Origin of the sequence: Synechococcus sp. PCC 7336, from assembly GCF_000332275.1 — a bacterium.
In the GTDB taxonomy this organism is placed as follows: domain Bacteria; phylum Cyanobacteriota; class Cyanobacteriia; order Thermostichales; family PCC-7336; genus PCC-7336.
In genome coordinates this window covers 4,192,264-4,213,482 of sequence record NZ_CM001776.1, presented here as the reverse complement: position 1 = coordinate 4,213,482, position 21,219 = coordinate 4,192,264, and the positions used below count along the sequence as shown (strand labels likewise).

Annotated in this window: 28 protein-coding genes; 11 read left to right on the top strand and 17 right to left on the bottom strand. The window is 54.3% G+C overall.

Going from position 1 to position 21,219, the window contains the following annotated elements; translation table 11 throughout:
• Positions 1-18: 18 nt before the first annotated feature.
• Positions 19-1,812, bottom strand: a complete 1,794-nt coding sequence (locus SYN7336_RS19985; RefSeq protein ID WP_017327718.1) for a cytochrome c biogenesis protein ResB — start codon at positions 1,810-1,812, stop codon at positions 19-21.
• A 413-nt stretch (positions 1,813-2,225) separates the two neighbouring features.
• Between SYN7336_RS19985 and SYN7336_RS19980 the strand changes: the two genes are divergently transcribed.
• The 8 genes from SYN7336_RS19980 (at position 2,226) to SYN7336_RS26955 (ending at position 6,824) form a co-directional block, all read left to right on the top strand.
• Positions 2,226-2,765, top strand: coding sequence for a globin family protein (locus SYN7336_RS19980; protein WP_017327717.1), 540 nt, complete (start codon positions 2,226-2,228; stop codon positions 2,763-2,765).
• A 26-nt stretch (positions 2,766-2,791) separates the two neighbouring features.
• Positions 2,792-3,418, top strand: coding sequence for a cytochrome c3 family protein (locus SYN7336_RS26965; RefSeq protein WP_038026131.1), 627 nt, complete (start codon positions 2,792-2,794; stop codon positions 3,416-3,418).
• 1 nt (position 3,419) lies between these two features.
• A complete protein-coding gene (locus SYN7336_RS26960; protein WP_071590825.1) occupies positions 3,420-4,268 on the top strand; it encodes a cytochrome c3 family protein in 849 nt (282 codons plus the stop codon).
• A gap of 64 nt (positions 4,269-4,332) precedes the next feature.
• Positions 4,333-5,004 (top strand): DUF3365 domain-containing protein, encoded by a 672-nt coding sequence (locus SYN7336_RS19965; RefSeq protein ID WP_017327716.1) that lies wholly within the window; start codon positions 4,333-4,335, stop codon positions 5,002-5,004.
• Positions 5,005-5,065: 61 nt separating this feature from the next.
• A complete protein-coding gene (locus SYN7336_RS19960; RefSeq protein ID WP_017327715.1) occupies positions 5,066-5,656 on the top strand; it encodes a hypothetical protein in 591 nt (196 codons plus the stop codon).
• A gap of 16 nt (positions 5,657-5,672) precedes the next feature.
• Positions 5,673-6,167: a thioredoxin domain-containing protein gene (locus SYN7336_RS19955; protein ID WP_017327714.1), complete on the top strand. Its 495-nt coding sequence runs from the start codon at positions 5,673-5,675 to the stop codon at positions 6,165-6,167.
• Positions 6,168-6,253: 86 nt separating this feature from the next.
• Positions 6,254-6,469: a hypothetical protein gene (locus tag SYN7336_RS19950; protein WP_026101173.1), complete on the top strand. Its 216-nt coding sequence runs from the start codon at positions 6,254-6,256 to the stop codon at positions 6,467-6,469.
• Positions 6,462-6,824 carry an aspartyl protease family protein gene (locus SYN7336_RS26955; RefSeq protein ID WP_017327712.1) on the top strand — a complete coding sequence of 121 codons (363 nt, stop codon included), beginning with the start codon at positions 6,462-6,464 and terminating at the stop codon, positions 6,822-6,824. Before SYN7336_RS19950 ends, SYN7336_RS26955 begins: the two co-directional genes overlap by 8 nt.
• Here the strand turns inward: SYN7336_RS26955 and SYN7336_RS29240 are convergent.
• The 5 genes from SYN7336_RS29240 to SYN7336_RS19925 form a co-directional block, all read right to left on the bottom strand.
• Positions 6,814-7,029 carry a type II toxin-antitoxin system Phd/YefM family antitoxin gene (locus SYN7336_RS29240; RefSeq protein WP_071590824.1) on the bottom strand — a complete coding sequence of 72 codons (216 nt, stop codon included), beginning with the start codon at positions 7,027-7,029 and terminating at the stop codon, positions 6,814-6,816. The two genes, SYN7336_RS26955 and SYN7336_RS29240, sit on opposite strands and share 11 nt — an antisense overlap.
• A gap of 175 nt (positions 7,030-7,204) precedes the next feature.
• Complete coding sequence (locus tag SYN7336_RS26950; RefSeq protein WP_017327711.1) at positions 7,205-7,552, bottom strand: hypothetical protein; 348 nt, start codon at positions 7,550-7,552, stop codon at positions 7,205-7,207.
• A gap of 76 nt (positions 7,553-7,628) precedes the next feature.
• Positions 7,629-7,898: a hypothetical protein gene (locus SYN7336_RS31580; RefSeq protein ID WP_017327710.1), complete on the bottom strand. Its 270-nt coding sequence runs from the start codon at positions 7,896-7,898 to the stop codon at positions 7,629-7,631.
• 441 nt (positions 7,899-8,339) lie between these two features.
• The gene (locus SYN7336_RS19930; protein WP_017327709.1) at positions 8,340-8,840 is read right to left on the bottom strand and encodes an HNH endonuclease; all 501 of its coding nucleotides are present in this window, start codon (positions 8,838-8,840) and stop codon (positions 8,340-8,342) included.
• A 59-nt stretch (positions 8,841-8,899) separates the two neighbouring features.
• Positions 8,900-10,534, bottom strand: coding sequence for a radical SAM protein (locus tag SYN7336_RS19925; protein ID WP_017327708.1), 1,635 nt, complete (start codon positions 10,532-10,534; stop codon positions 8,900-8,902).
• Positions 10,535-10,746: 212 nt separating this feature from the next.
• On the opposite strand from SYN7336_RS19925, the gene SYN7336_RS19915 reads away from it, so the two are divergent.
• On the top strand, positions 10,747-11,613 hold the full coding sequence (locus SYN7336_RS19915) for a thiazole synthase (RefSeq protein WP_017327706.1): 867 nt from the start codon (positions 10,747-10,749) through the stop codon (positions 11,611-11,613).
• A gap of 127 nt (positions 11,614-11,740) precedes the next feature.
• Here SYN7336_RS19915 and SYN7336_RS26940 read toward each other — a convergent pair whose 3' ends face one another.
• From SYN7336_RS26940 to SYN7336_RS19890, 5 genes are all read right to left on the bottom strand, one after another.
• Positions 11,741-12,460, bottom strand: coding sequence for a DUF4351 domain-containing protein (locus tag SYN7336_RS26940; protein ID WP_017327705.1), 720 nt, complete (start codon positions 12,458-12,460; stop codon positions 11,741-11,743).
• On the bottom strand, positions 12,394-12,744 hold the full coding sequence (locus tag SYN7336_RS32465) for a hypothetical protein (protein ID WP_227498549.1): 351 nt from the start codon (positions 12,742-12,744) through the stop codon (positions 12,394-12,396). Before SYN7336_RS32465 ends, SYN7336_RS26940 begins: the two co-directional genes overlap by 67 nt.
• A 321-nt stretch (positions 12,745-13,065) precedes the next feature.
• On the bottom strand, positions 13,066-14,070 hold the full coding sequence (locus SYN7336_RS19900) for a DUF4351 domain-containing protein (RefSeq protein ID WP_017327702.1): 1,005 nt from the start codon (positions 14,068-14,070) through the stop codon (positions 13,066-13,068).
• 50 nt (positions 14,071-14,120) lie between these two features.
• Positions 14,121-15,293, bottom strand: a complete 1,173-nt coding sequence (locus tag SYN7336_RS26935; RefSeq protein ID WP_017327701.1) for an MlaD family protein — start codon at positions 15,291-15,293, stop codon at positions 14,121-14,123.
• Complete coding sequence (locus tag SYN7336_RS19890; protein WP_051039851.1) at positions 15,293-16,120, bottom strand: ATP-binding cassette domain-containing protein; 828 nt, start codon at positions 16,118-16,120, stop codon at positions 15,293-15,295. The genes SYN7336_RS26935 and SYN7336_RS19890 overlap by 1 nt, the downstream gene beginning before the upstream one ends.
• A gap of 128 nt (positions 16,121-16,248) precedes the next feature.
• On the opposite strand from SYN7336_RS19890, the gene SYN7336_RS28310 reads away from it, so the two are divergent.
• On the top strand, positions 16,249-16,593 hold the full coding sequence (locus SYN7336_RS28310; protein WP_017327699.1) for a hypothetical protein: 345 nt from the start codon (positions 16,249-16,251) through the stop codon (positions 16,591-16,593).
• Positions 16,594-16,618: 25 nt separating this feature from the next.
• Here SYN7336_RS28310 and SYN7336_RS31260 read toward each other — a convergent pair whose 3' ends face one another.
• From SYN7336_RS31260 to SYN7336_RS19865, 4 genes are all read right to left on the bottom strand, one after another.
• Complete coding sequence (locus SYN7336_RS31260; RefSeq protein WP_017327698.1) at positions 16,619-16,792, bottom strand: hypothetical protein; 174 nt, start codon at positions 16,790-16,792, stop codon at positions 16,619-16,621.
• Between the two features lie 244 nt (positions 16,793-17,036).
• Positions 17,037-17,267 (bottom strand): hypothetical protein, encoded by a 231-nt coding sequence (locus SYN7336_RS31575; RefSeq protein ID WP_162139127.1) that lies wholly within the window; start codon positions 17,265-17,267, stop codon positions 17,037-17,039.
• Positions 17,268-17,494: 227 nt separating this feature from the next.
• Positions 17,495-17,869: a lipopolysaccharide assembly protein LapA domain-containing protein gene (locus SYN7336_RS19870; protein ID WP_227498548.1), complete on the bottom strand. Its 375-nt coding sequence runs from the start codon at positions 17,867-17,869 to the stop codon at positions 17,495-17,497.
• A 183-nt stretch (positions 17,870-18,052) separates the two neighbouring features.
• Positions 18,053-18,382, bottom strand: a complete 330-nt coding sequence (locus SYN7336_RS19865; protein WP_017327695.1) for a hypothetical protein — start codon at positions 18,380-18,382, stop codon at positions 18,053-18,055.
• Between the two features lie 469 nt (positions 18,383-18,851).
• Between SYN7336_RS19865 and psbO the strand changes: the two genes are divergently transcribed.
• Positions 18,852-19,664, top strand: coding sequence for a photosystem II manganese-stabilizing polypeptide (psbO, locus tag SYN7336_RS19860; RefSeq protein ID WP_026101172.1), 813 nt, complete (start codon positions 18,852-18,854; stop codon positions 19,662-19,664).
• A 780-nt stretch (positions 19,665-20,444) separates the two neighbouring features.
• Here the strand turns inward: psbO and SYN7336_RS19855 are convergent.
• Both SYN7336_RS19855 and SYN7336_RS19850 read right to left on the bottom strand, forming a co-directional pair.
• On the bottom strand, positions 20,445-20,756 hold the full coding sequence (locus tag SYN7336_RS19855; RefSeq protein WP_017327693.1) for an addiction module antidote protein: 312 nt from the start codon (positions 20,754-20,756) through the stop codon (positions 20,445-20,447).
• Positions 20,749-21,087, bottom strand: coding sequence for a type II toxin-antitoxin system RelE/ParE family toxin (locus SYN7336_RS19850; RefSeq protein ID WP_017327692.1), 339 nt, complete (start codon positions 21,085-21,087; stop codon positions 20,749-20,751). Before SYN7336_RS19850 ends, SYN7336_RS19855 begins: the two co-directional genes overlap by 8 nt.
• Positions 21,088-21,219 lie beyond the last annotated feature (132 nt).

The following is a 21,219-nucleotide window of genomic DNA, read 5'->3' as shown; positions in this document are numbered from 1 at the left end:
GGTTGCTGGCGGGCCGAGCTAGGCGATCGCCTCTGAAGGCAAGTCAGACGACTCTGGTACAGTCCGCTCGTCAAGGGGATTGGGCTCGGCAGGAGGGCCAGCATTCGATCGCGATCGCAACTGCTTTGCAACCCCCGGCCCGTAAAACATCACCCCAATCCCCGTCACCACCAAGAGCGATCCCGTCCAGGTCAGCGCTGTTACCCAGGTCGGTTCCCGCTTGACCTGCAACGTGGACTGTCGCAAATCCCCCGGATTCCAAGAGGCTTGAGCAATCTTCCAGCCGCGATACCAAGTGGGATGATTCATCCAGACTGTGCGGTGCTCGTGACCGTTGAGGGCGGGATCGTCAATGCGAATCCGGCTGGTCCACATTGCCACTGCATCCGAGCCCTCATTGCGATCGACGATGAAATCTTCTAGGGCCACGGCAAACGGCAACTCCATCGACTTGGGGCTGTAAGCGGCATAAATAGGGCCGTCTTCTGTCTCGAAGGCTTGGGGTATGCCCCACTGCAGCCAACGGCGATCGCCATTCGGAGTTTCTACTAAAACCGCCGGGATTGCCTCCGCATCCCCCAGTCCGGCTTCGACGACCTGCCGCTGCAACACCGCCTGTTGAATCGAGTCTGTCAACTCGATCTGAAAATCTGCCCAGCCCAATGGAATCGGTGCCCCGATCCTCAGAGAGCCCGATTGAAACCCTTGCGAGCCATTGACCGAGTAGTACACATTCCCCTGCGGACCCACAATCGCCCGAAACACATTCGAAACCGCCGCACTCGGGGCTCGATAGCTCGCGCTCAGGTCTAAAGCCTCGCCAGACACAACCGTTCGCACTGACTCCAAGTCGTCGCGACCGAAGACAAACCACCGTTCCATCCCCCTAGCTCCAGTCACCTGCAACTGCAGCGCCGGATTGAGCAATTGCTCGGAAGCCGTTGCGGGCTCGTTGCGATCGTTGAGGCGAAAATCGGGCCAGAAATTCACCACCTGCACCGTCAGTCGGTCGGTCAGGGCAATGGTTTGACCGACTGACCGCTCCACATCCAGTTCGAGGCGATCGCCATTTCCCTCCAGCACCACCGATCCCCAGCGTCCTCGCACCTTCTCGGGAGACTTTAATAATCTCGCTAGCTCTGACTCGCTATTGGCTCGAACCAGCTCCAACGTCGCCGGACCCAAATTCACTTGACGGGCACTCGCCGGCATCGCAGCCAACCATTCCTCTACAGCCTGCCCCATTCGCTGACTGGTTAGCCTCAGGTGCAGAGCGGGATTGGACGCCGATCCTCCCTCGACAAATTGAGTCGCGGCCAGGGTGCGATCGCGATAATCTACCAGCGTTAGCCCCTCCAGCTCGCGCCGCTGTAGCCTGCCATTCCCTCCAACCGCCAGATCGATCGAGCGGCTGCTGCCATCGGGCAAAAGCACCTCAAACACTTCTCCTTGCAGTCGCAACAGGCGATTGGCCGCCAAATCTGTGCGCAATGGCAGCATTCCTTCCACGCCGAGGTGAATCACCGCTGCCGAGCCCGCGATTAAAACGATTAAGCCCAAATGGGTGAGGGCAAAACCCCATTTGCGAGCGCCGCGCCAAGGAAAGCGGGATAGAGCCGAAACCCCTAAATTAATGGCCAAGCCAAACATCAGTAACCCAAACCAGCCACTTTTATAAATCTGCCGCTGCACGATCTCCGAGCCCACTCGAGCCTCGTAAAACGTAGCCCCGATTAAAACGAGGGCGATCGCCCCCAACAGGGGAACCGCCAACTGAATCGATCCGAGAAACTTGAGGACTTTTCCCTGCATAGGTTGAAACATAAATTTCGATAGGACAGTAATGGATTCAGTCAACCCTATCTTGCGGTCCGCAAAGTGATTTTGTCTCACTCGACACCAGAATAATCTGGCCATGCAGTCAAAGGATTAAACATATGCGCAGCCCGCAAACATGAGCTCGAAACAGGCATCAATAGTATTGTTCGCTACGATTTGTGGCCCACCTAAGCCATACTGTTCGTTCTTAACACGCACCCAATCGCTCTTGATTTGTTGGAGCTTGGATTCGATTCATGCAGTTGGCCCTGTGGCAGATTCTGGTTTTGAGGCGGTCGTCGAATTGTCGTTTGAATCACCCAAAAGGGCGGTGGAGGGGTGAGAAATAGAGTAAGGTTTATTCCTCACTGAAACAGAGCTCTAACCGTAACAAGGAACTAAAATTAATGGCTTTAAATGTCGAACTGCTCGAAAGCAGCTTTGCGAAAATTAAACCATCAGGTCCGCAGTTTGCCGCATCCTTCTATACGAATCTGTTTGAGTCTGCGCCAGCAGCCAAACCTCTATTTGCCCACGTCGATCCCGAATCCCAACAGAAAAAGTTGCTGGCTTCCTTGGTACTGGTGGTCGAAAACTTACGCAATGGCGATGTTTTGGGCTCTACCTTGCGAGGGCTCGGCGCCCGCCACGTTCAATATGGCGCACTGCCCGAGCATTACCCCCTCGTCGGTGCCGCTCTGCTGCAAACCTTCGAGCAGTACCTCGGCGATGACTGGAAACCCGCAGTCAAACAGGCTTGGGTGGATGCCTACGGTGCCATCACCGAACTGATGTTGGATGGAGCTGACTATTCTGCTGGGGAGGTGGCTCTATCGGCCGAAGCGGCGACAGCGCTCGTTGTGGCTGACGGCAATCGCGGTGGCATGATTCCCCTCGCGGTTACCTTAGCTGGCTTTGTGGTGCTCGGCGTCATTCTGGTTCTCTAAGTCCTCTCGCCGATTGGTGTGACACGTTGTGCAGGTTCGGACTCAAAACGGCAGTGATTGGTACGGCGGCGATCGCGTTAACGATCTTGGCCGTCATTTTAGGTTTGGGACTCGAACAGCGCGTTGCCTTTCTGCCCGGACCCACCTCCCCCGGTCACCAGCTCTTCGAAGCCTCCTGCGAGTCTTGCCACCAGAAGTTCCAACCCGTAACCAACGACACTTGCAATCGCTGCCACGAAGCGGAGATGGCTGCCGATGTCCACGGACAGCGCAAATTTCGCGAGCTGCGTTGGGCAGGGTACCTGGAAAACATTGATGTTCTAACTTGCACCACTTGCCATCAGGAGCATCTGCCCATGTTTGGCCGAGGGGTCCACATTCCTCCCGATCTGTGCATGAACTGTCACGACCACATTATTACAGCAGGTAACCCCGACAGCTTGGACAGCCACATCGGCTTTGAACCCGACGGTTGCTGGACGGCAGGCTGCCACAATTTCCACGACCACCGCTCGATTTCGACGGGGTTTTTGCGGGTCAATTTAGACCAACCGGATTGGTTGCCCGAACCCCATCTGAAGGAGCGGGAGCTTGCGCCCGAGGTGGCAGTGGCTCCCGCCCCCGATCTCAATCGCGAGTTGTGGGGTCAGTAGCGTGGCAGGGAGGGCTCGGTTACAGAGGCGTCACGGATGGCGATCGCTACTCGGTCGGAGGTTAGGGCTGGCGATCGCCGCCTTTGCTCTCCTGCTGAATAGCGCGATCGCCAGTCTGCCCGCCCATGCCTTGACGGTGGATCGAGCGACCGAGCTGTGGAGGGGCAGCGCCCACGCTCTGCAGGAGGTGAATTGCTCCAGTTGCCACCAACCCGAACAGACAGAAACCTTTGTGGTCCATCCCGATCTCGAGAGCTGTCGCAGTTGCCACGAGGCAGCGACAGAGACATTTTTGTTCGGCAAGCACGGCATTCGTCTATTAGAAGGGCAAACGCCTCTGACCCCTGCAATGGCAAGGTTGCCGATGAAGTTAGACTCCCTCGATCGAGTGATGAATTGCAATACCTGCCACGAAGTCCACCGGCTCGACACGCGGACAGCAGCGGTGGATTCCTGTTTGACCTGCCACAACGACCCCCATTCACTCGCCTACGTCAATTCGAAACATGCAGGTTTGCTAGCGGGACATGAAAGCTTGCCCAGGCCGAGTGGAGGGGAGGTGACTTGCGCCACTTGTCACTTACCTCGCTATCGTCACTCCGGCCAGGTGGCGGTCAACCACAACAATACCTTCACCCTCAAACCCCGCGATCGGATGGTGTCGGAAGTGTGTATGAACTGCCACGGCATGGAGTTTGCCTACAACAATATTTTTGACGACGAGGTCGTCGAAGCCAACTTTGCCCGAGCGTCCAGCCAAGACCTCAAAACGTTGCAGATGGTACGCCAGCAGCGCGACAGCCGCACAAGTTTCACTCGCGATTCGGGCCGCAGTCCGAATCCGAGCTGATGCCGTTCACTCCCGTCCCTTCGCTCAATTGTCGAGCTCATTGCACTTAAAGAGAGGAAAAATCATGAATTTATCGAAATTAAAAGACTGGCTCGCCCGCCTCAACCATCGAGTTACGGCCCTCGCCACCTTTGCGATCGTCGCTCTGTTTACCGTTGTGGCCTGCAGCGGCCCACCCCCACAGCAAGCCAGTCAAGGCATTCCCCCAGAGATCGTGGTGGACTATATCGCCGCTACGGCGAAAGGGGCTCGGACTGCTTATGTCAGACACGTCGTCAACCGCCTAACGGAGTTGGAAGGTCAGCCCGTCACGCTGGATACTGCCGTGGTAGAAGGTAACGCGACTGAATTTTGGGACGCCGAAGCTGGCATTCCTCTGCCAGCTCAAATGTTCCGTTTAGCGTCGGAAGTGACGTCCGATAGCCCTCTAGCTGGCAACTTCACCATTGGTTTGATTTCTAGCTGGAATATCAACGATGCTCAGTCTCCTAAAACTGACTTTGAAAAAGAGGCGATCGCCGAGATGGAAGCCACGGGCGAACCCGTGAAGCGGGAGCAAGTGATTAACGGTCAGGGGTATATGACAGCAATGTATCCCGATCGCGCTGTGGCAGAAGCTTGTGTCACCTGCCACAACGAGCATCCCATTCACCGAGAGCGCTATCCCGATAAGGTATTCCAACTGAATGACGTGATGGGAGGGGTGGTGATTTCTCTGCCCCTCGGTCCGGCCTAGTCCTCACGAGCTCTAACAACGGATGGGGAAGGGGGGTCCCCATCGAACCTACCCACAGGCTATGAAACCGACTTTTCCAACTCTAGCGGTTCTGACGGCGATCGCCCTCGTGCTGCTCGTGCCGCTGTTTATTAGCGATTGGTATTTGCCGATTGTTCGCGATAGTGCATTTTATTTTCACCAAATTTTGCGGCGGGGACTCTACAAGCAGATTACTGGGTTTATCTGTTTGGGATTCTTTGCGTTGGAGATGATTTTGACACTGCGCAAGCGAGGACGTCGCTGGAAGATTAAGCTACCCGGTTCAATTCTGTTTTGGCGCAGTTTTCATATCTTTCTGGGAGTCGCGTTTGTGGGTATGGCGATCGTTCATACGGTGGGGGCGATCGGCAGTACGTTCAATCGTGTTTTCTTAATCGTGTTTCTCACGCTGTCCTTGGTGGCGATGTTTGGGGTGGCATTAGAAACTTGGCTGGTGGGGACGATCGATCGCAAAATAACCCTCCTGCCTGTTGTGGGTTGGCTGACGTTTCCTAAAGGTCAACTCATTCGCAGTTTGCGCTCGGTGTGGTTGGGGGTGCATATTGTGTTGGTGAGTTTGTTTGGCTCGATGCTGAGTATTCATATTTTGTTGGCGTTTTACTTCCAGTGAAGGATTTTCGCTGTCTATGTTTGGAGTTTTACAACAGTTCTGGGGCCGCTTGCAGTTGGTGAGGCGATTGGCGATCGCCCTTGCTGTTGGATTGTTATGGACGAATCCCCCAGCATTCGCCAGTTCCTTACTCTCGGACTTTGCCGCCCTCAAGCAATTGGCGGCTGAATCGGTGACCTATTCTGTGGCAATGGCTGACTCCAAGCCAGCGTTGGTGGAGTTTTATGCGGAATGGTGCGCCACTTGTCGGTCGATGGCTCCGGCGATCGCGCGTTTGCATGAGGAGTATGGCGATCGCGTCAATTTTGTCATGCTGGATATTGACGATCCGCAGTGGGCTCTACAGATACGGAAATTCGGCGTGATGGGGGTACCCCATTATGCGTTTGTGGGTTCTAGACAGGATGAGGCAGGCGATCGAGCTTTGGTTTCGACGGCGATCGGTTATCAACCTACTGTAATAATGGCGACAGGGCTAGATAGGTTGCTGACTAGCGATGTAAATTTGTGAAGGTCAAATCCGAGCTAGCTTTCGTACCCGGTTTCGCTGATTGTAGGCGATCGCTTTACGTGCCCAATTTAGCTGGAGTGTTTTGCATGATTTCATCAGATCTGATCTCAACTTTAAGAGCACTGAGTCGCTCAGACAAGTTCTACATTATGCAGCTTCCGATCTCGGAACTCGCCCAGCAGGAAACCGAACTAATTAAACCTGAACAAGCTTATCCAGTGTGGTCGCCCTATGGCGCAGATGAGGCTGCGGACACAATGTTAAAAGTGCTACAGGCTACCAAAGCTCAAGACCATGCTTAACGCTGAGCGATATCCATTTCTTTCTGGCGATCCAGCATTAGGTGAAGCCAGTTTTCGTCCATATCTGCCTTTCACCCTGGTTTATCAAGAGAGTCCTGTCGCAACAACTGGTCTACTGGATACTGGGGCAAGTGTAAACGTACTGCCCTATTCGGCAGGAATCGAGCTTGGGTACGAATGGGAGAGACAGACTACTGTACTGAGCTTGACAGGCAACTTAGCCCAATACGAGGCGCGTGTCGTGCTTGCCCAAGCGGTCGTCGGGCAGTTTGAGCCTGTGCAACTGGTGTTTGCTTGGACACAAGCTACTAACGTGCCGCTTATCTTGGGGCAGGTGAACTTTTTTATGGAGTAGGCATTGACTCGGAGATCTGCTTCATTAAGTTACTGTTCTGTAGCACATATAATGTTTCTTGCTCTCGCTCCCAGTCTTCGGCACTGACTACGACAAAGTCCTTTCCATTTCGGCGAGTAACTTTAAGAGGGGTATGCTGCCTGACCACTCTTTCAACGCAATCTCTGAGCGTGTCTCGGAACTTGTTTACACTCACGGTATCCATTGGAAGGCCCTAAACGTACGGCAACACCGTACATTATAGGTTAGGGTCACCTTGTCTAACAAACGCATGCACTCGGATGCTCGACCAACACTACTGCTACTTGAGTTTTCAGTTTCTGCTCGCACCGATGGTGCCGAACGTTATGCGGATTGCTCCGCTGCTGCATCTCCCCTTGCTAAAGGTGAGGCGTAATAGCAATAATCGTTATCTGATTCCTATCGGGGCCGTAACACCAAAACACGCGATACGCGCCTGATGTTCTATTTTGTACGTACGCTTCGAAAACCTTTTTGTCTTTGTCATACGGGTGTGGTATGGAATCATATTCGTGTGTATTTAGCCCTTGATGGCGCGGGTTGCTTTTCAGAAATTTGACAGTCTTCGCAACTTGCTTGAATAGCCCCTCTTGCTGAGTTGACTTCTCGATCTTTTTTTTCTTTCTTGCTTCTCTGTTCGCTTTTGCCGTTGCTTTCAAATCGGCGTATGTTTTGTCCGCAGTCTCTGTCCACTTGATTTCGTACATACGGCGCTTCCTAGAAAATTAAACAGGCAACCAAGTCGGATGCCTGTTCGTTGTCTCGTTAAGTTGAATCACACAACTAGTCGTCGATGTCATCCAACCACTCCATATCTGCTTCAACATCAGGAGGCGAGCTTGAGAATACACTATGACGAGCATCGTTCAACCCTTCCCGGACGCGATGCAATGCTATTTCATTGTTGTACAACCAAGCCTCTTGTGCTGGAATCATCACAACCGGCTTAATCAAAATGCAGCCTGGGTCGGAATCGTCAATGTCGACAGTTTGCCCAGCGTATTGCGCTCCAAGCGTAACCCGCCCCTTGCTGTCCAGTGTCTTTGTGGTCATCTTTGCACTCCAAGAAAGATGTGAATCGAATACAACTTTTCCTATCTTGCTTAACTATAGACGTCTGGTGGGCAAGTGGGCAAGTGGAGATTTCCCACATTATGTCGATCGATTGAAGCATTCCGTTATGCTGCCTCCAGCCATCGTCGCAGCTCCTTCCAATTGAATGCCTACGATAATCGCTAGGAGTCATTCCAGCCACGGCTCGAAAAGATTTGCCCGAGTGACTTTGACTGTTAGATCCACATTGCAGAGCGATATCTGCGATCGCCTCCAAACGATCGATCCCCAACAATTTCGCTGCCCGCCCGCTGGAAATCGTCCCATACCGCAGCAACTCATTTGTATCGTTGCGGCATTCACTCGGGCAGAAAACCTAATTCTAGGCTGGTGCGATCGCCTTCTCGCTATCAGAGGCGATCGCCATCCAGCTCGCAATAGTTATTCCAAACCAAAGGCGTATTTTTTCCACTCGCGATTGCCCCCCGAGCGAATTTGCTTGGCAATCTCGAAATATAGGCTGCTGTGGGGACGGCGGGGCGATCGCTTGAGCGGCATTCCTGCTTCTTTGGGGGTACGGTTGCCCTTCTTGATATTGCAGCGCACGCAAGCACTGACCACGTTATCCCACAGGTCGCCCCCCCCTCGCGATCGCGGAATCACATGGTCGATCGTGAGATTGTCTCCCGCAACGTTGCAATACTGACAGCGATATTCGTCCCGATATAAAACATTCCGCCGAGTCAGCGGAATGGCCTTATATGGAACGTTGACGTAATAGCGCAGCCGAATCACCGTTGGCAACCTGAAGTTGGCATACAACATTCGCCCATTATGCTCCACACCTTCAGCTTTACCCTTCAGCAACAACACGACCGCGCGCCGCCAAGTGGTGATGTTGAGGGGCTCGTAAGAGGCATTCAGAACCAGAACTTTGCTCATCTGGAACCAGGGCTCTCGCCTGCAAACAAAACGATCGAATAAATGCTAGCACAGGGGGTCTAATTGGCGACGCATCTATCGTTAGACTTTCCTGCTGCGATCGCCGCTGCGCGATGTTGCAACAGGCGATCGCGTCCGAGCGGTCCCAACAAATGTTCCCAGGGTAAAGGCAAATCTATCTCCCAGTCTTCATGAACGTAGAAATCGAGGGGGGGCAGCTCCCGTTTGAGGGTTTTGAAGGCGCGCTTGTAGCTGCCCAGAGATTCGCCAAACTCGCGGGCCAGCTCCAAAACGCGACCGACCCGGCGATCGCCCCGCGAGATCAGCGCTTGAATAACCGACCAGTTATAGCTTTCGGGTCTGAAATCAACGCCGAGGGGCCGCAATTGCTTTTGCAAGGCTTTGAGCTTTTTATCGGAGGTCTTATCGACGCCGTACCACTGGAAGGGGGTGTGGGCTTTGGGGACAAAGGTACTGCAACCAAAGGTGTAGCGCAGTTTCGGGGCGACTTTGCGCAGTCGCACAAACATCTCCACAGTTGCGTCTAAATCCTCTGACTCCTCAGAGGGCAATCCGGTCATCCCGTAAAACTTGATCGCTTTGAGACCACCCGCTTGGGCCGCCGCCGCCGCCTGGAAAATTTCCTCATTGTCCAGCTTCTTGTTGATAACCCGCCGCAATCGTTCCGAGCCAGTTTCGACTGCTACCGTAATCGAGTTGCTGCCCCGCCGCGTCAGGACGGACGCCAGTCGCTCGGTCACGGTGCCGGTGCGGACAGAGGCCAAACTGAGGCGAATGCTGTCGAAGCGATCGCCCTCTAAATAGGTCAGTAAATCGTCAAATTCGGGATGCTGCGTCACCGATGCCCCCAGCAAGCCAATCCGATCGGTCACCTCCAACCCTCGCTCGATCGCCGGAATTAACCCCTGCGGCAAGCTCGCCACCCGAAAGGGCAAGGTCAGGTAGCTGGCCAAACAAAAGCGGCACATTTCCGGGCAACTGCGCACCACCTCTACCATATAAATGTTTTCCCAAGCGGCATGGGGGGTCACCACCGTCGAGGTTGAGAGGGTATTGCCCCGATAGGTGCGCTTCTGCACCGTTTCAGGTACGTCGGCATATTTGGGGGTGCAGGCCACAATGCCGCCATCGGGACCGGCGTAGCTGGGCTCGTACAGCGTGGGGATGTAAATTCCGGGAACTTGGGCTAGATGCCGGAGGATGGCAAGGCGATCGCGATCGCGCACGACTTTGTAAGCCTCGATAAACTCGTGCAGTAAATCTTCTCCATCCCCCAGCAACACCACATCGAAAAACTCGGCAAACGGTTCGGGGTTGGCAGTCATGACGGGACCGCCGCCGAAGATGAGGGGGTGCCGATCGGTGCGATCGTCACTGTGGATGGGAATGCCCAACTCCTCTAAGAGATTGAGGATATGGACGTAATCCAGCTCCCACGAGACTGAGAAGCCCAGTAGCTCGGGCGGATGCGATCGCTTGTCGCTACCATCCAAGAACAGACGGGTGACCTCTAGATCGGAGCGAGAGGCGAGGGTTGCCCAGACCCCCTGATAGCCCAAGCTGGTAATGCCAATGGAATAGGTATTCGGAAACGCAAAGGTGAGGGGGATGGCATTGACCTCGGCGGGGGCGGGGCTGCACAACAGGGTTTCGTCAGTCCAAGCAATCGTCATGAAATAGGATGACCTGCGCAGTGGCGGGTACGGCGAGAGATCTTTGCTCCATTGTCGCTTCCCTCTGTCTCACCCCGCTATAGAAATGCTGGGTCTCATCAATCCTCTGACAGAGCCCCAGCCCCTGTGACGTTGAGAAATCCCAAAGACCCCAGCAAAGGCGATCGCATCGATTAGGATGGAAAATGCCTATTCCCTCCGCGATCGACTCCATGAGCACTGCCGCCACCCTCACCTCCGCTGCTCCCGCCCTTGCCGACAAACTCGAAATTGCCGGACGCCAGTTTCGGTCTCGTTTGATGGTGGGCACGGGCAAGTATCGCACTCTGGAGGAAATGCAACGGGCGATCGCCGCCAGCGGAGCCGAAATCGTCACGGTTGCCATCCGTCGAGTCCAACTGCAGGCCGCAGGACATGTCGGCTTGATGGATGCCCTGGACTGGTCCCACCACTGGCTGCTGCCCAACACCGCAGGCTGCAAAACCGCAGAGGAGGCCATCCGGGTGGCCCGCTTGGGTCGGGAAATGGCCCAAAATGTCCTGGGCCAAACCGACAACAATTTCGTCAAACTGGAAGTCATCCCCGACGCCAAATATCTCTTGCCCGATCCCATCGGCACCTACGAAGCCGCCCAACAGCTCGTGTCTGAAGGCTTTACTGTCTTGCCCTACATCAACGCCGATCCCCAACTGGCCCAACGGTTACAAGAGATCGGCTGTGCCACCGTCATGCCCCTCGCCTCCCCAATCGGCTCCGGTCGCGGGATCGAATGTCGCGACCAAATCCGCATCATCATCGAGCAATCCGCCATTCCGGTGGTGGTGGATGCCGGCATTGGCGTACCTTCTGAAGCGGCAGAGGCGATGGAATGGGGGGCAGATGCGCTGTTGATCAATACGGCGATCGCCCAAGCCCGCGATCCCGAAGTCATGGGTCGGGCCATGGGGATGGCAGCCGTAGCGGGACGGTTGGCCTTCAGTGCCGGTCGCATCCCGGTCAAAGCCTATGCCAGCGCCAGTTCTCCCATGACGGGCTTGGTGAGCGCACCTGCCGATCCCGAGCAACCGATCTCGACATAGAACGGGGCGATCGCTCCGAAGTCAGCAGGTAAGGGTTAGTCAGTCAATCGTGGACCGAGCGGATCGCTCAACGAGCGGGGGCTTCTCGGTCCGATCTATTCGGGCGCAAGCCTCGAGGCAATCTCCTTCACACATCGGATTCATCCAACCAACGATCCAGATCCGCCCCAGTCTGAAACTCTAATAGCACTTCCCCCAGGGCTTCCAATTGAGGCAGTGCCAGTGCTTCTATGCGGGCTTGGCGCTGCGGAGAAATCTCCCCGAATCGCCGCGCGAGCAGGCGCAAGAGCAGCGCTCGTTCTCCCTGTTCGCGACCTTGTTCGAGTCCTTCTTCGCGTCCTTCTTCGCGTCCTTCTTCGCGTCCCCGTTCGAGACCTTCTTGACGCGCCATGCGCTCAATCGTGCTGAGGTAAGGCATCTGACCCTCCTGCTCCCATCGCTCCAACTCTGTCCGAAATTCTAGCTCTAATTCCTCGGGCAACTGCATCACCCAATCGATGAACCGATACAAATTGACGATCGCCTGACGCTCGTAACCTCGCTCGTACAACCGACGCGTTAAACGCCATTTCCAGCCCTTGCGCTCGGTTGGCCGACCCCGAGTTGCCTGCGTCTTCAAATGCGCCATTACGACCGTTGCAAAGGGATTCTGGCTAGCTTCCAACTCTTCCCAGCGTTGCCCGTAGTCTAACAGCTTCACCGAGGGAAACCGAAAGCTGACCTCGCAGCCCCAGAGACGGGTCTCAAATTGATTGGGTCGCCAACTGGCTCGCTCGTCACTCAAGATGGCCACACTGACGATGGGGACATTGAACTTGTCCCGCAAGCGATAGTGGTAGGTAAACATACGTGCGGGAAAACTGTTTCTGGCTGACCTTGGACTTCAACGTGAATGATGACCCAGGCTTCGTTGCCATCTTTGCGCCACACTTTGACCAGCTTGTCTGTCCAGCGCTTGCCCACTTCTGCGTCGCGGACGATTTGCTGGAGTTCGGTATTCAGAAACTCGTAGCCTCGGCTCCAATCAATCTCGGCATAGATCTCGGGAAAGAAAAATGCCAAGAACTCAGCAAAATGGCTCTCGATGATGTCCTTCCAGGGGTTATCGAAATCTTGACGGGTTGAGCTCATGTCGGTGGGGGAGCGGATGGGGAAGATTATTTTATTGGGACGCAAGCCCCTTAATGAATCTCGATCTCGCCATTCGACAAGATGGCCCAATCCGCTCGAACGATCGGCGTAAACCCATAGCGAAGTTGGGGCATTTGGGTGACTGTCGGTTGCGTTTCCCCTGGCAATAGCGGTTGCGTAGAACGGGGCGATCGCTCCGAAGTCAGCAGGTAAGGGTTAGTCAGTCAACCGTGGACCGAGCGGATCGCTCAACGATCGGGGGCTTCTCGGTCCGATCTATTCGGGCGCAAGCCTCGAGGCAATCTCCTTCACACATCGGATTCATCCAACCAACGATCCAGATCCGCCCCAGTCTGAAACTCTAATAGCACTTCCCCCCAGGGCTTCCAATTGAGGCAGTGCCAGTGCTTCTATGCGGGCTTGGCGCTGCGGAGAAATCTCCCCGAATCGCCGCGCGAGCAGGCGCAAGAGCAGCGCTCGTTCTCCCTGTTCGCGACCTTGTTCGAGCCCCTGTTCGAGTCCTTCTTCGCGTCCTTCTTCGCGTCCTTCTTCGCGTCCCCGTTCGAGACCTTCTTGACGCGCCATGCGCTCAATCGTGCTGAGGTAAGGCATCTGACCCTCCTGCTCCCATCGCTCCAACTCTGTCCGAAATTCTAGCTCTAATTCCTCGGGCAACTGCATCACCCAATCGATGAACCGATACAAATTGACGATCGCCTGACGCTCGTAACCTCGCTCGTACAACCGACGCGTTAAACGCCATTTCCAGCCCTTGCGCTCGGTTGGCCGACCCCGAGTTGCCTGCGTCTTCAAATGCGCCATTACGACCGTTGCAAAGGGATTCTGGCTAGCTTCCAACTCTTCCCAGCGTTGCCCGTAGTCTAACAGCTTCACCGAGGGAAACCGAAAGCTGACCTCGCAGCCCCAGAGACGGGTCTCAAATTGATTGGGTCGCCAACTGGCTCGCTCGTCACTCAAGATGGCCACACTGACGATGGGGACATTGAACTTGTCCCGCAAGCGATAGTGGTAGGTAAACATACGTGCGGGAAAAACTGTTTCTGGCTGACCTTGGACTTCAACGTGAATGATGACCCAGGCTTCGTTGCCATCTTTGCGCCACACTTTGACCAGCTTGTCTGTCCAGCGCTTGCCCACTTCTGCGTCGCGGACGATTTGCTGGAGTTCGGTATTCAGAAACTCGTAGCCTCGGCTCCAATCAATCTCGGCATAGATCTCGGGAAAGAAAAATGCCAAGAACTCAGCAAAATGGCTCTCGATGATGTCCTTCCAGGGGTTATCGAAATCTTGACGGGTTGAGCTCATGTCGGTGGGGGAGCGGATGGGGAAGATTATTTTATTGGGACGCAAGCCCCTTAATGAATCTCGATCTCGCCATTCGACAAGATGGCCCAATCCGCTTGGCTGACTGGCGTAAACCCATAGCGCAGTGGGGGCGTTTGCGTAACTGTCGGTTGCGTTTCCCCTGGCAACAGCGGCTGTGCTGAAACAAGATCGTTGAGGCCCAAAACCAGTTCCCTCAAGCTCTGACGAAATTCCGCATCTCCAGTTAGCTCGTTTAGATCGGTGGTAATTTTCTGGGCGTTTTCAAACGTAACGCGGGCTGAGTCCAGTGTGGCGCGCAGATCCGCAATGGCCTGCGGATCGCTAAAGTTTTCAGTCAGCAGGCGCAGATCGGCCGTGACAGCCGCCACATTTTCAGAGGCAATCGCCGCTTGAGAGGTAACCGCACCCAAGTCTCGGGTCAACTCCTCGCTGGCGAGAAAGGGTTTGAGGGCCGTCGTAATTTCCCTCATATCCTGCGAGAAGACCGACAGATCGGCGATCGCGGAGTTGAGCGAGGCTTGATTGCTGGAGAGGCTCGTACTGAGGGTATTGGCCGCGCGATCGACCGACTGTGCAGCATTGGAAATCGCCGCAAAATCCAATTCGCTTTGCAGAGAATCGGCCAGCTCAGTCACACTATCGGCCACCTCCGTCACGCTGCTAGCCACGCGATTGATAGTATCGTCAAACTCGCCGTCCGCAAACGTACTCAACAGGCGATCCATCTTTTGCACCAGTTGGGAATAACTCACCCCAATCGAGCCCGTTACTTCCATGCCGTCGCAAACGATGGTCGCAATGTCACATTGTTCGTCCAATGGCCCGCGATTCTCGCCAATGACAATTGGCTCTAGCTCCGGATCGGGAACGATGTCCAAAGTGGTCTCGCCGATGAGCCCCGTTTGGCTGGCTAGAAATTGGGAGGCCAGCGGTACAATCGTGCGATCGCGATCGACCGCCACCCGCACCCGCACCGCATCGACATCGGTGGCAATTCCCTGGACGCGGCCGACTTCCACCCCCCGCAGCCGCACTGCAGCTCCATCGAGCAACCCGCCCGCGTCTTCAAATGTCACTGTGAAGCGGTAGCCTCGCTCTCCCACCCGAAAGTTCAACACCCAAAAAAATAGCCCTGCCAGACCCAAAATTCCCGACAGGATCAACAAACCGAGGAGTCCTTCTCGAATGACACGCGATCGCATTACATCTCCTGTTCCACAACGCGAATGGGACCTCGAATGCTGCCACTCATAAATTGCCGCACATACGGATCGTCCACCGTATCGAGCTGACTGGCTCGCCCCTGCCACCGCACCTTGCCATCGGCCAGCAAAATCACCCGATCGGCGGTGCGGCGAATGGTGGAGTCTTGGTGGGTGACAATCACATAGGTACCGCAAATTCGTTGCATTTGCTGTAGATCTCGGATTAAGTCTTCGATCACGGTGGAGGCGATCGGGTCGAGACCGGCGGTGGGCTCGTCGTATAGCAAGATGAGGGGATCGTCATCTGGGTCTTCGGGGTCATCGATAATAGCGCGGGCAAAACTCACCCGCTTGCGCATGCCCCCCGACAACTGCGCTGGCATGCGATCTTCAATACCGGGCAGTCCCACTGCCTCTAACTTTTGCCGCACTAGTGCCCGAATGCGCTCTCGCGGCAGTCGAGAATGTTGATAGAGCAAAAAGCCGACATTCTCGCAGACAGTGAGGGAATCGAACAACGCCGAGTTTTGGAACACCATGCCGAAATGTCCCGGTACGCTCTCGAAGCGCACTGCCTGCTGTGGGGGATGGCCGCGCCACTGAATCGTACCGGCATCGGCGGGCAACAGGCCAGCAATAATGCGCAACACCGTCGATTTGCCCGTGCCGGAAGGACCGACGATCGCCAGGGCCTCGTTCTGGTAAACGGTCAAATCGACATTATCGAGTACGAGGCGATCGCCAAATCGCTTCGAAATTCCTTTCAGCGTCACCAGCGGCTCTCTGGGCAGGATGGGTGCCAAGGGTCTGTTTGAGGGTGTCATGGATGGACGCGAAGTTGTCATGACTGGACGCAAGCCTACGGGCGTATTGTATTCAAGATTGTTGGTTCCGAGAGACTGCGTATGATGGAAAAATACAATCTTTCTTCTCAGAAGTCTCGGACGGAACAATGACTGCATCCGCATGGATGGTTTTGGGGTGGAGCTCCGCTTCCCTCGCAGGGGCGTTCTTTTGGGCGCTCGGATTTTATTGGATTTTCGGACGCTGGGTCAATCGCTGGATCGATCGCGCTTCGACCCGGATACCGGCAGCCGTTGCTTCCCTGGTCAGCATAGTGCCGTTCGTGCTAGCAGGCATCGCCTCTGAGGGATTGTGGGAACTGTACTTCAACCCCAGTTGGGCCATCTCCTGCGCCATCCTGACCTGTGGCGGTTGCGGGATATTCCGCCTCGGCCAACTGGATAATGAAGCTTACCAACAAAGCCAAACCAAAAACTCAAACCGTCGCCCCTAATCGATCCGCTCGGCTCTCGATCGTCCTAGACTGCCAGATACGTAGACGCATCCAAACTGGCCGCAAAGGACTGCTCTAAATGGCGGGCCTCTTCGATATATTGGCGATCTTTAAAGCTATTACAGACGATCGCCCTGCCGGGAACGTCGAGCACCGCTAAGGCGATCGCCAACTCCGATACTGCTGGCCAATTTAACATTTAGAAATATTGGCATGGTGCAAGTCCTCTGCATGGCCCTCACCCCCGGCCCCTCTCCCAAGTTTGGGAGAGGGGAGAAACAGCCGAAAATCCTTACGGGGCCTTGTTCCCCTGCCCCCAAAGTTGGGGGTAGGGGTTAGGGGAAGGGGGCCACAGGCATCTAGACAAATGGCCAATGTTTCGGAATATGAATTTCGCCAGCAGCATCAACTCCGGTTTCGAGCCCACCTCAAACCCGAGCTGGCTAGAGCGGCCGCAGGCTGCCACGGTTTCCACTAAATGTCGCTGCTGATTGGTTTTGACCGGATAGAGACCGCGATAGGGCTGCGGGTAGTTCAATTCGGCGATCGCCGCCGAGACGCACTTCTACCCGTCCCGAAGCATTAATGCCGAAGTAGGGACTGCCCCAGCCATCAATGTTGTAAAGCCTGCTACTATCCCGCACCGTCCAATTCGGACGAATTGCAATGGTCATTCAGGGGGATCTCCCAGCAAAGATAATGCTCGGACAAAAAAAGGTAGTGCCCTGACAAAAAAAAGGTGCGCCCTGACAGCGCACTGATTTCCGCAGAGCCAACGCGAGTTGTTATCCAATTAATTTTCACTCGCCAACGGAGCGCCTGCAAGCAAAAAATGAGCGTATTTTCGCGACTGGAGATCGGCTCAGTTTCGCCAGCGAGGCCTCAGAGACTGCGGTATGGGCTAGCCCATCATGCGCTCGGCAGCATTTGCTTCCGCTTCGCGCGCTATCTCCTCTTCAGATTTAGCCTCGATCGTGGCTCCATCCGGCTCGGCCCGCTTGCTGGGGGGTAACTGAGCCACTGTTGACTCCAGCTCCACCACCAAATCTTTAAGCTCGGCAATGCGATTGTCTTTATCTTCAATCTCGCTAGCTTGCTGGCGAAACTCAAACACGAACTGGGCTCGGCTCCAGGCGCTGAACAGCCAAGCCAGCCCCGCTCCCAACCCGCCAGCCAAGAGCAGTTCGACCACCAGAGGTGCTTCAAACGACATCCCTGGAGCCACATTCACCGTTACAAAACTGGCATTCTGCATGGCAAAGAAAGATACCGCCAAGCAAATCGCAAAAATCACTATGAAGTTGAACTGTCGCATCATTCACCTCTACCGTCAGATTGCCTCAATGAGCTCGAGTGGCAGACATCGCGCCGCACATATATTAGTGTATGAGAGCCTTCGGTTCAGGCAAAACCCCAGAGATTCCGCCACAATGAAAACTTTTGTTAAGATGTCGCCGCTTTAATTCGGTGGGTATGGCGGTATGACTTGCAAGCCAGGATTGAGATCGGCAGCGGATAGATTCTGCAACAGAGCTCGGATGTGCATGCGGGGAATGTAGGGCCAAGAACCGCTGGCTTCAATATCTTGCAAAAGGGCGTAGAGGGCTTGGCGACTATCGGGCAGCGACTCTTGAAAGAGACTGTCGTGAATGTCGCGGTGCAATTCTTCTAGCAGGCGCAGCAACTGCAATAATTCGAGGCAGTTACCCTGCCTCTCTTTCGCCAAGTCCTCAACGTTGGCGGCCAAGCTTTGCAACTCTGGGGGGAGTTCGTCTTTAGGAAAATTCATAAATCTACGGGTTGTTCGAGTCTAGTTTACGAAACATACCGAGCCGTTCTAACGATGTGTTTCTCAGGGCAGACAAGGGTTGGGACTGTTTGTCACAGGAGACATACCGGGAAAACAATGGCGGCGATCGCGTACGAGAGTCTCGTCACAGGACGATGGTCGCAGCAAACAAGACGCAATTTCGTACAATAATATGCAATTGTTAAGAGTATGAGAGATTGACTTCGGCTTTGCCCGCAGTTTCGACGAACTTGCGATCGCGGAGTCAGTTAGGCCCAAGAGCTGCCGATGGACTTCACGGTGTGGCTTTAGCGCCTGCGCAGGCTAGGTTCGACCTAATTCGCACGACCTGCAAACTTGCCCGACTAGCGCCTGACATCGAAACCCCATATTGGGGCTTTGAATTGCCAATCGATTGATTGATGCTTAACATCTGTTCATGTGTTGCACCGTTTTAACGAGGTTGAAGATGAGGTACCGTTCCCTGGTTGCGATGCTGCTGGCCTTATTTGTGGGCTTCACCGTAACTGCTTGTGGAGGGGCTCCCCAGCAGCAGGGGCCGCTCACCTACGATCAAATTCACAGCACGGGGCTGGCTGCCCTATGCCCCGAAGTGTCCGACGTCGCTCGCGGCAAAGTTCCCATGACTGCCGGTCAGGTCGTCAAATTGGACGATGTTTGCTTTCAGCCCGTTTCGATTGAGGCCGAAGAAGAGCGTCGCGGTGGCGACAAAGAATTTGTCAGAACCAAGAATCTGACTCGCAAGACCTTTACCCTCGGTCCCGCTCAGGCGGAGATCGTGTCGAATGGCGATACGTTAGAGTTCAATGTGCTGGATGGCATGACCTTCCAGGCCATAACCGCTCAACTGCCCGGTAACGAACAGGTACCCACATTGCTGAGCATTAAAAAGCTCAGAGCGACGGGAGAGTCTTCTGATGGCAGCATCAACGCTTCTTTAGACTTCGAGGGCACCTACAGCGTTCCTGGCTATCGCTCCAGCATGTTCCTCGACCCTCGCGGTCGCGGTTCCGAGACTGGTTATGAAATGGCGAATGGCTTGCAAGCCGCTCAGGATGAGTTCCCTGAAGGTTCCATCAAAACGGATGATTTTACTCAGGGTAAAATCTCCATTCAAATTGCTCGCGTCGATCCTTACACTGGAGAACTGGCCGGTAATTTCATCAGCTACCAAAAGTCTAGCGACGAGCAAGGCACCTTAGAATCTCGCTTAGTTCGGGTTCAGGGGTTGTTCTACGCTCGCATTGTTGACGAGTCCTAGTTTCCTTCATCGATCGCTGCCAATTTGCGATCTCCAAGCGCTGGGGTGCCTAAAGCTCCGGCGCTTTTATTGTCAATGTCGATGGTTTAGGGGCGATCGCCCTACGACTCAATCTTTATTCAGCCGGTAATCCAAGACCCGTTTGAGCTGGACTGGACATTTATAAAGACATCTTCCCAGGCAAACTGCGGTCGAAGGAGATCGCAGAAGTAATTGAATCTATTGAAGACATGATAGCTTCTAAACCAAGTCTAGTCAGAAATCTTTAGTTTTAATGAGGCACCTTTTAGTTCCCCTCACTAACGCTGTTAACCACTGCATTCGCCCCCTAAATCCCCCATTCTGGGGGACTTGACGACAGTGCTAGCTGGGGTTTGGAGACTGGGAAGACGAACCGGCCAATCTGCGGTCATTCAAGTTGTAGAACGAAGCCAACAGACTCTCACAAGTCCCCCACTGGTGGGGGATTTAGGGGGCTGAGTGCAACGCCTGAAAACTCCAGGTCTCAACATGGATGAGGTTTATGGTAGTTCGCGACCACTCAGAGCTAAAAAAAGACACCATAGTAGTAGTAACTCGCGATATGTACCGCAGAAGTGGTTTTCCCACAGCCTCCTTTGAAGCCAGAAGCCGTTACCATCACTAGATTTGTCCTCCAGATTAGGGCGAGTTTATCTCGAATTTTTAGCTTTGTCGATTGGCGGATATTCATATATTTATATTTTCGCCAATTCAAAAATCCGACTTCCCTTTTGGAATATTGAGATCCAAAAAGAGTATTCAAGTCGCTACTAATTTCTGCGGAGCAAGACGATATCCCAACGCCTGCATGATGGCGTTCACACTAGCCAATTTTGGATTGCCTTCTTCCGACAGAGCTTTCTGCAATCCCTTTCGACTCATCCCGGCAGCTTCTGCCGTTGCAGTCACCCCCCGCACTCGCGCGATCGACCGCAAAGAAGCAAGCAGCGCTCCAGTATCGCCATGCTCGGAAAATTCTTCAAAAATCAGTGCAATGTAGTCTTCGATTTCCTCGGGATGCTTGCGAAAGTAGTCCTCCTCTACCTGGTCGAGTGTCCGGTACTTACTCATGACGCTTGTACTCCTGCCAATAAGCCTTAGCGGTTTCAATATCCTTGGCTTGCGTACTTTTATCGCCGCCACACAGCAACACAACGATAGTGTCTCCGTCTTCTCCGAAATAAACTCGGTATCCTGGCCCGAAGAATAATCTCAGTTCGTACACACCATCTTGCAGCCTTTTACAGTCCCCGTAATTTCCTTGCTCCAATTGACGTAACCGGGTCAGAATACGCTTCCGTCCCATAACATCGCGCAAGCTTTCCAACCATTCTGTAAACGTTTCGTTCCCTGCCTCGTCGGCATAGAACAGAATTTGCTTCGGTCTGCCAGAGTTGGGCACGGCTAATGCTGTTGCCCTTCGCTTTAATCGCGTACTTTAATCGCGTACTTTAGTTCGCACCTAATCTAGCACGGATAGCCGATCGCGCAGCACAACGTGAAGATTGACAAGAAAAGCTTGCGCAAAAGAGGA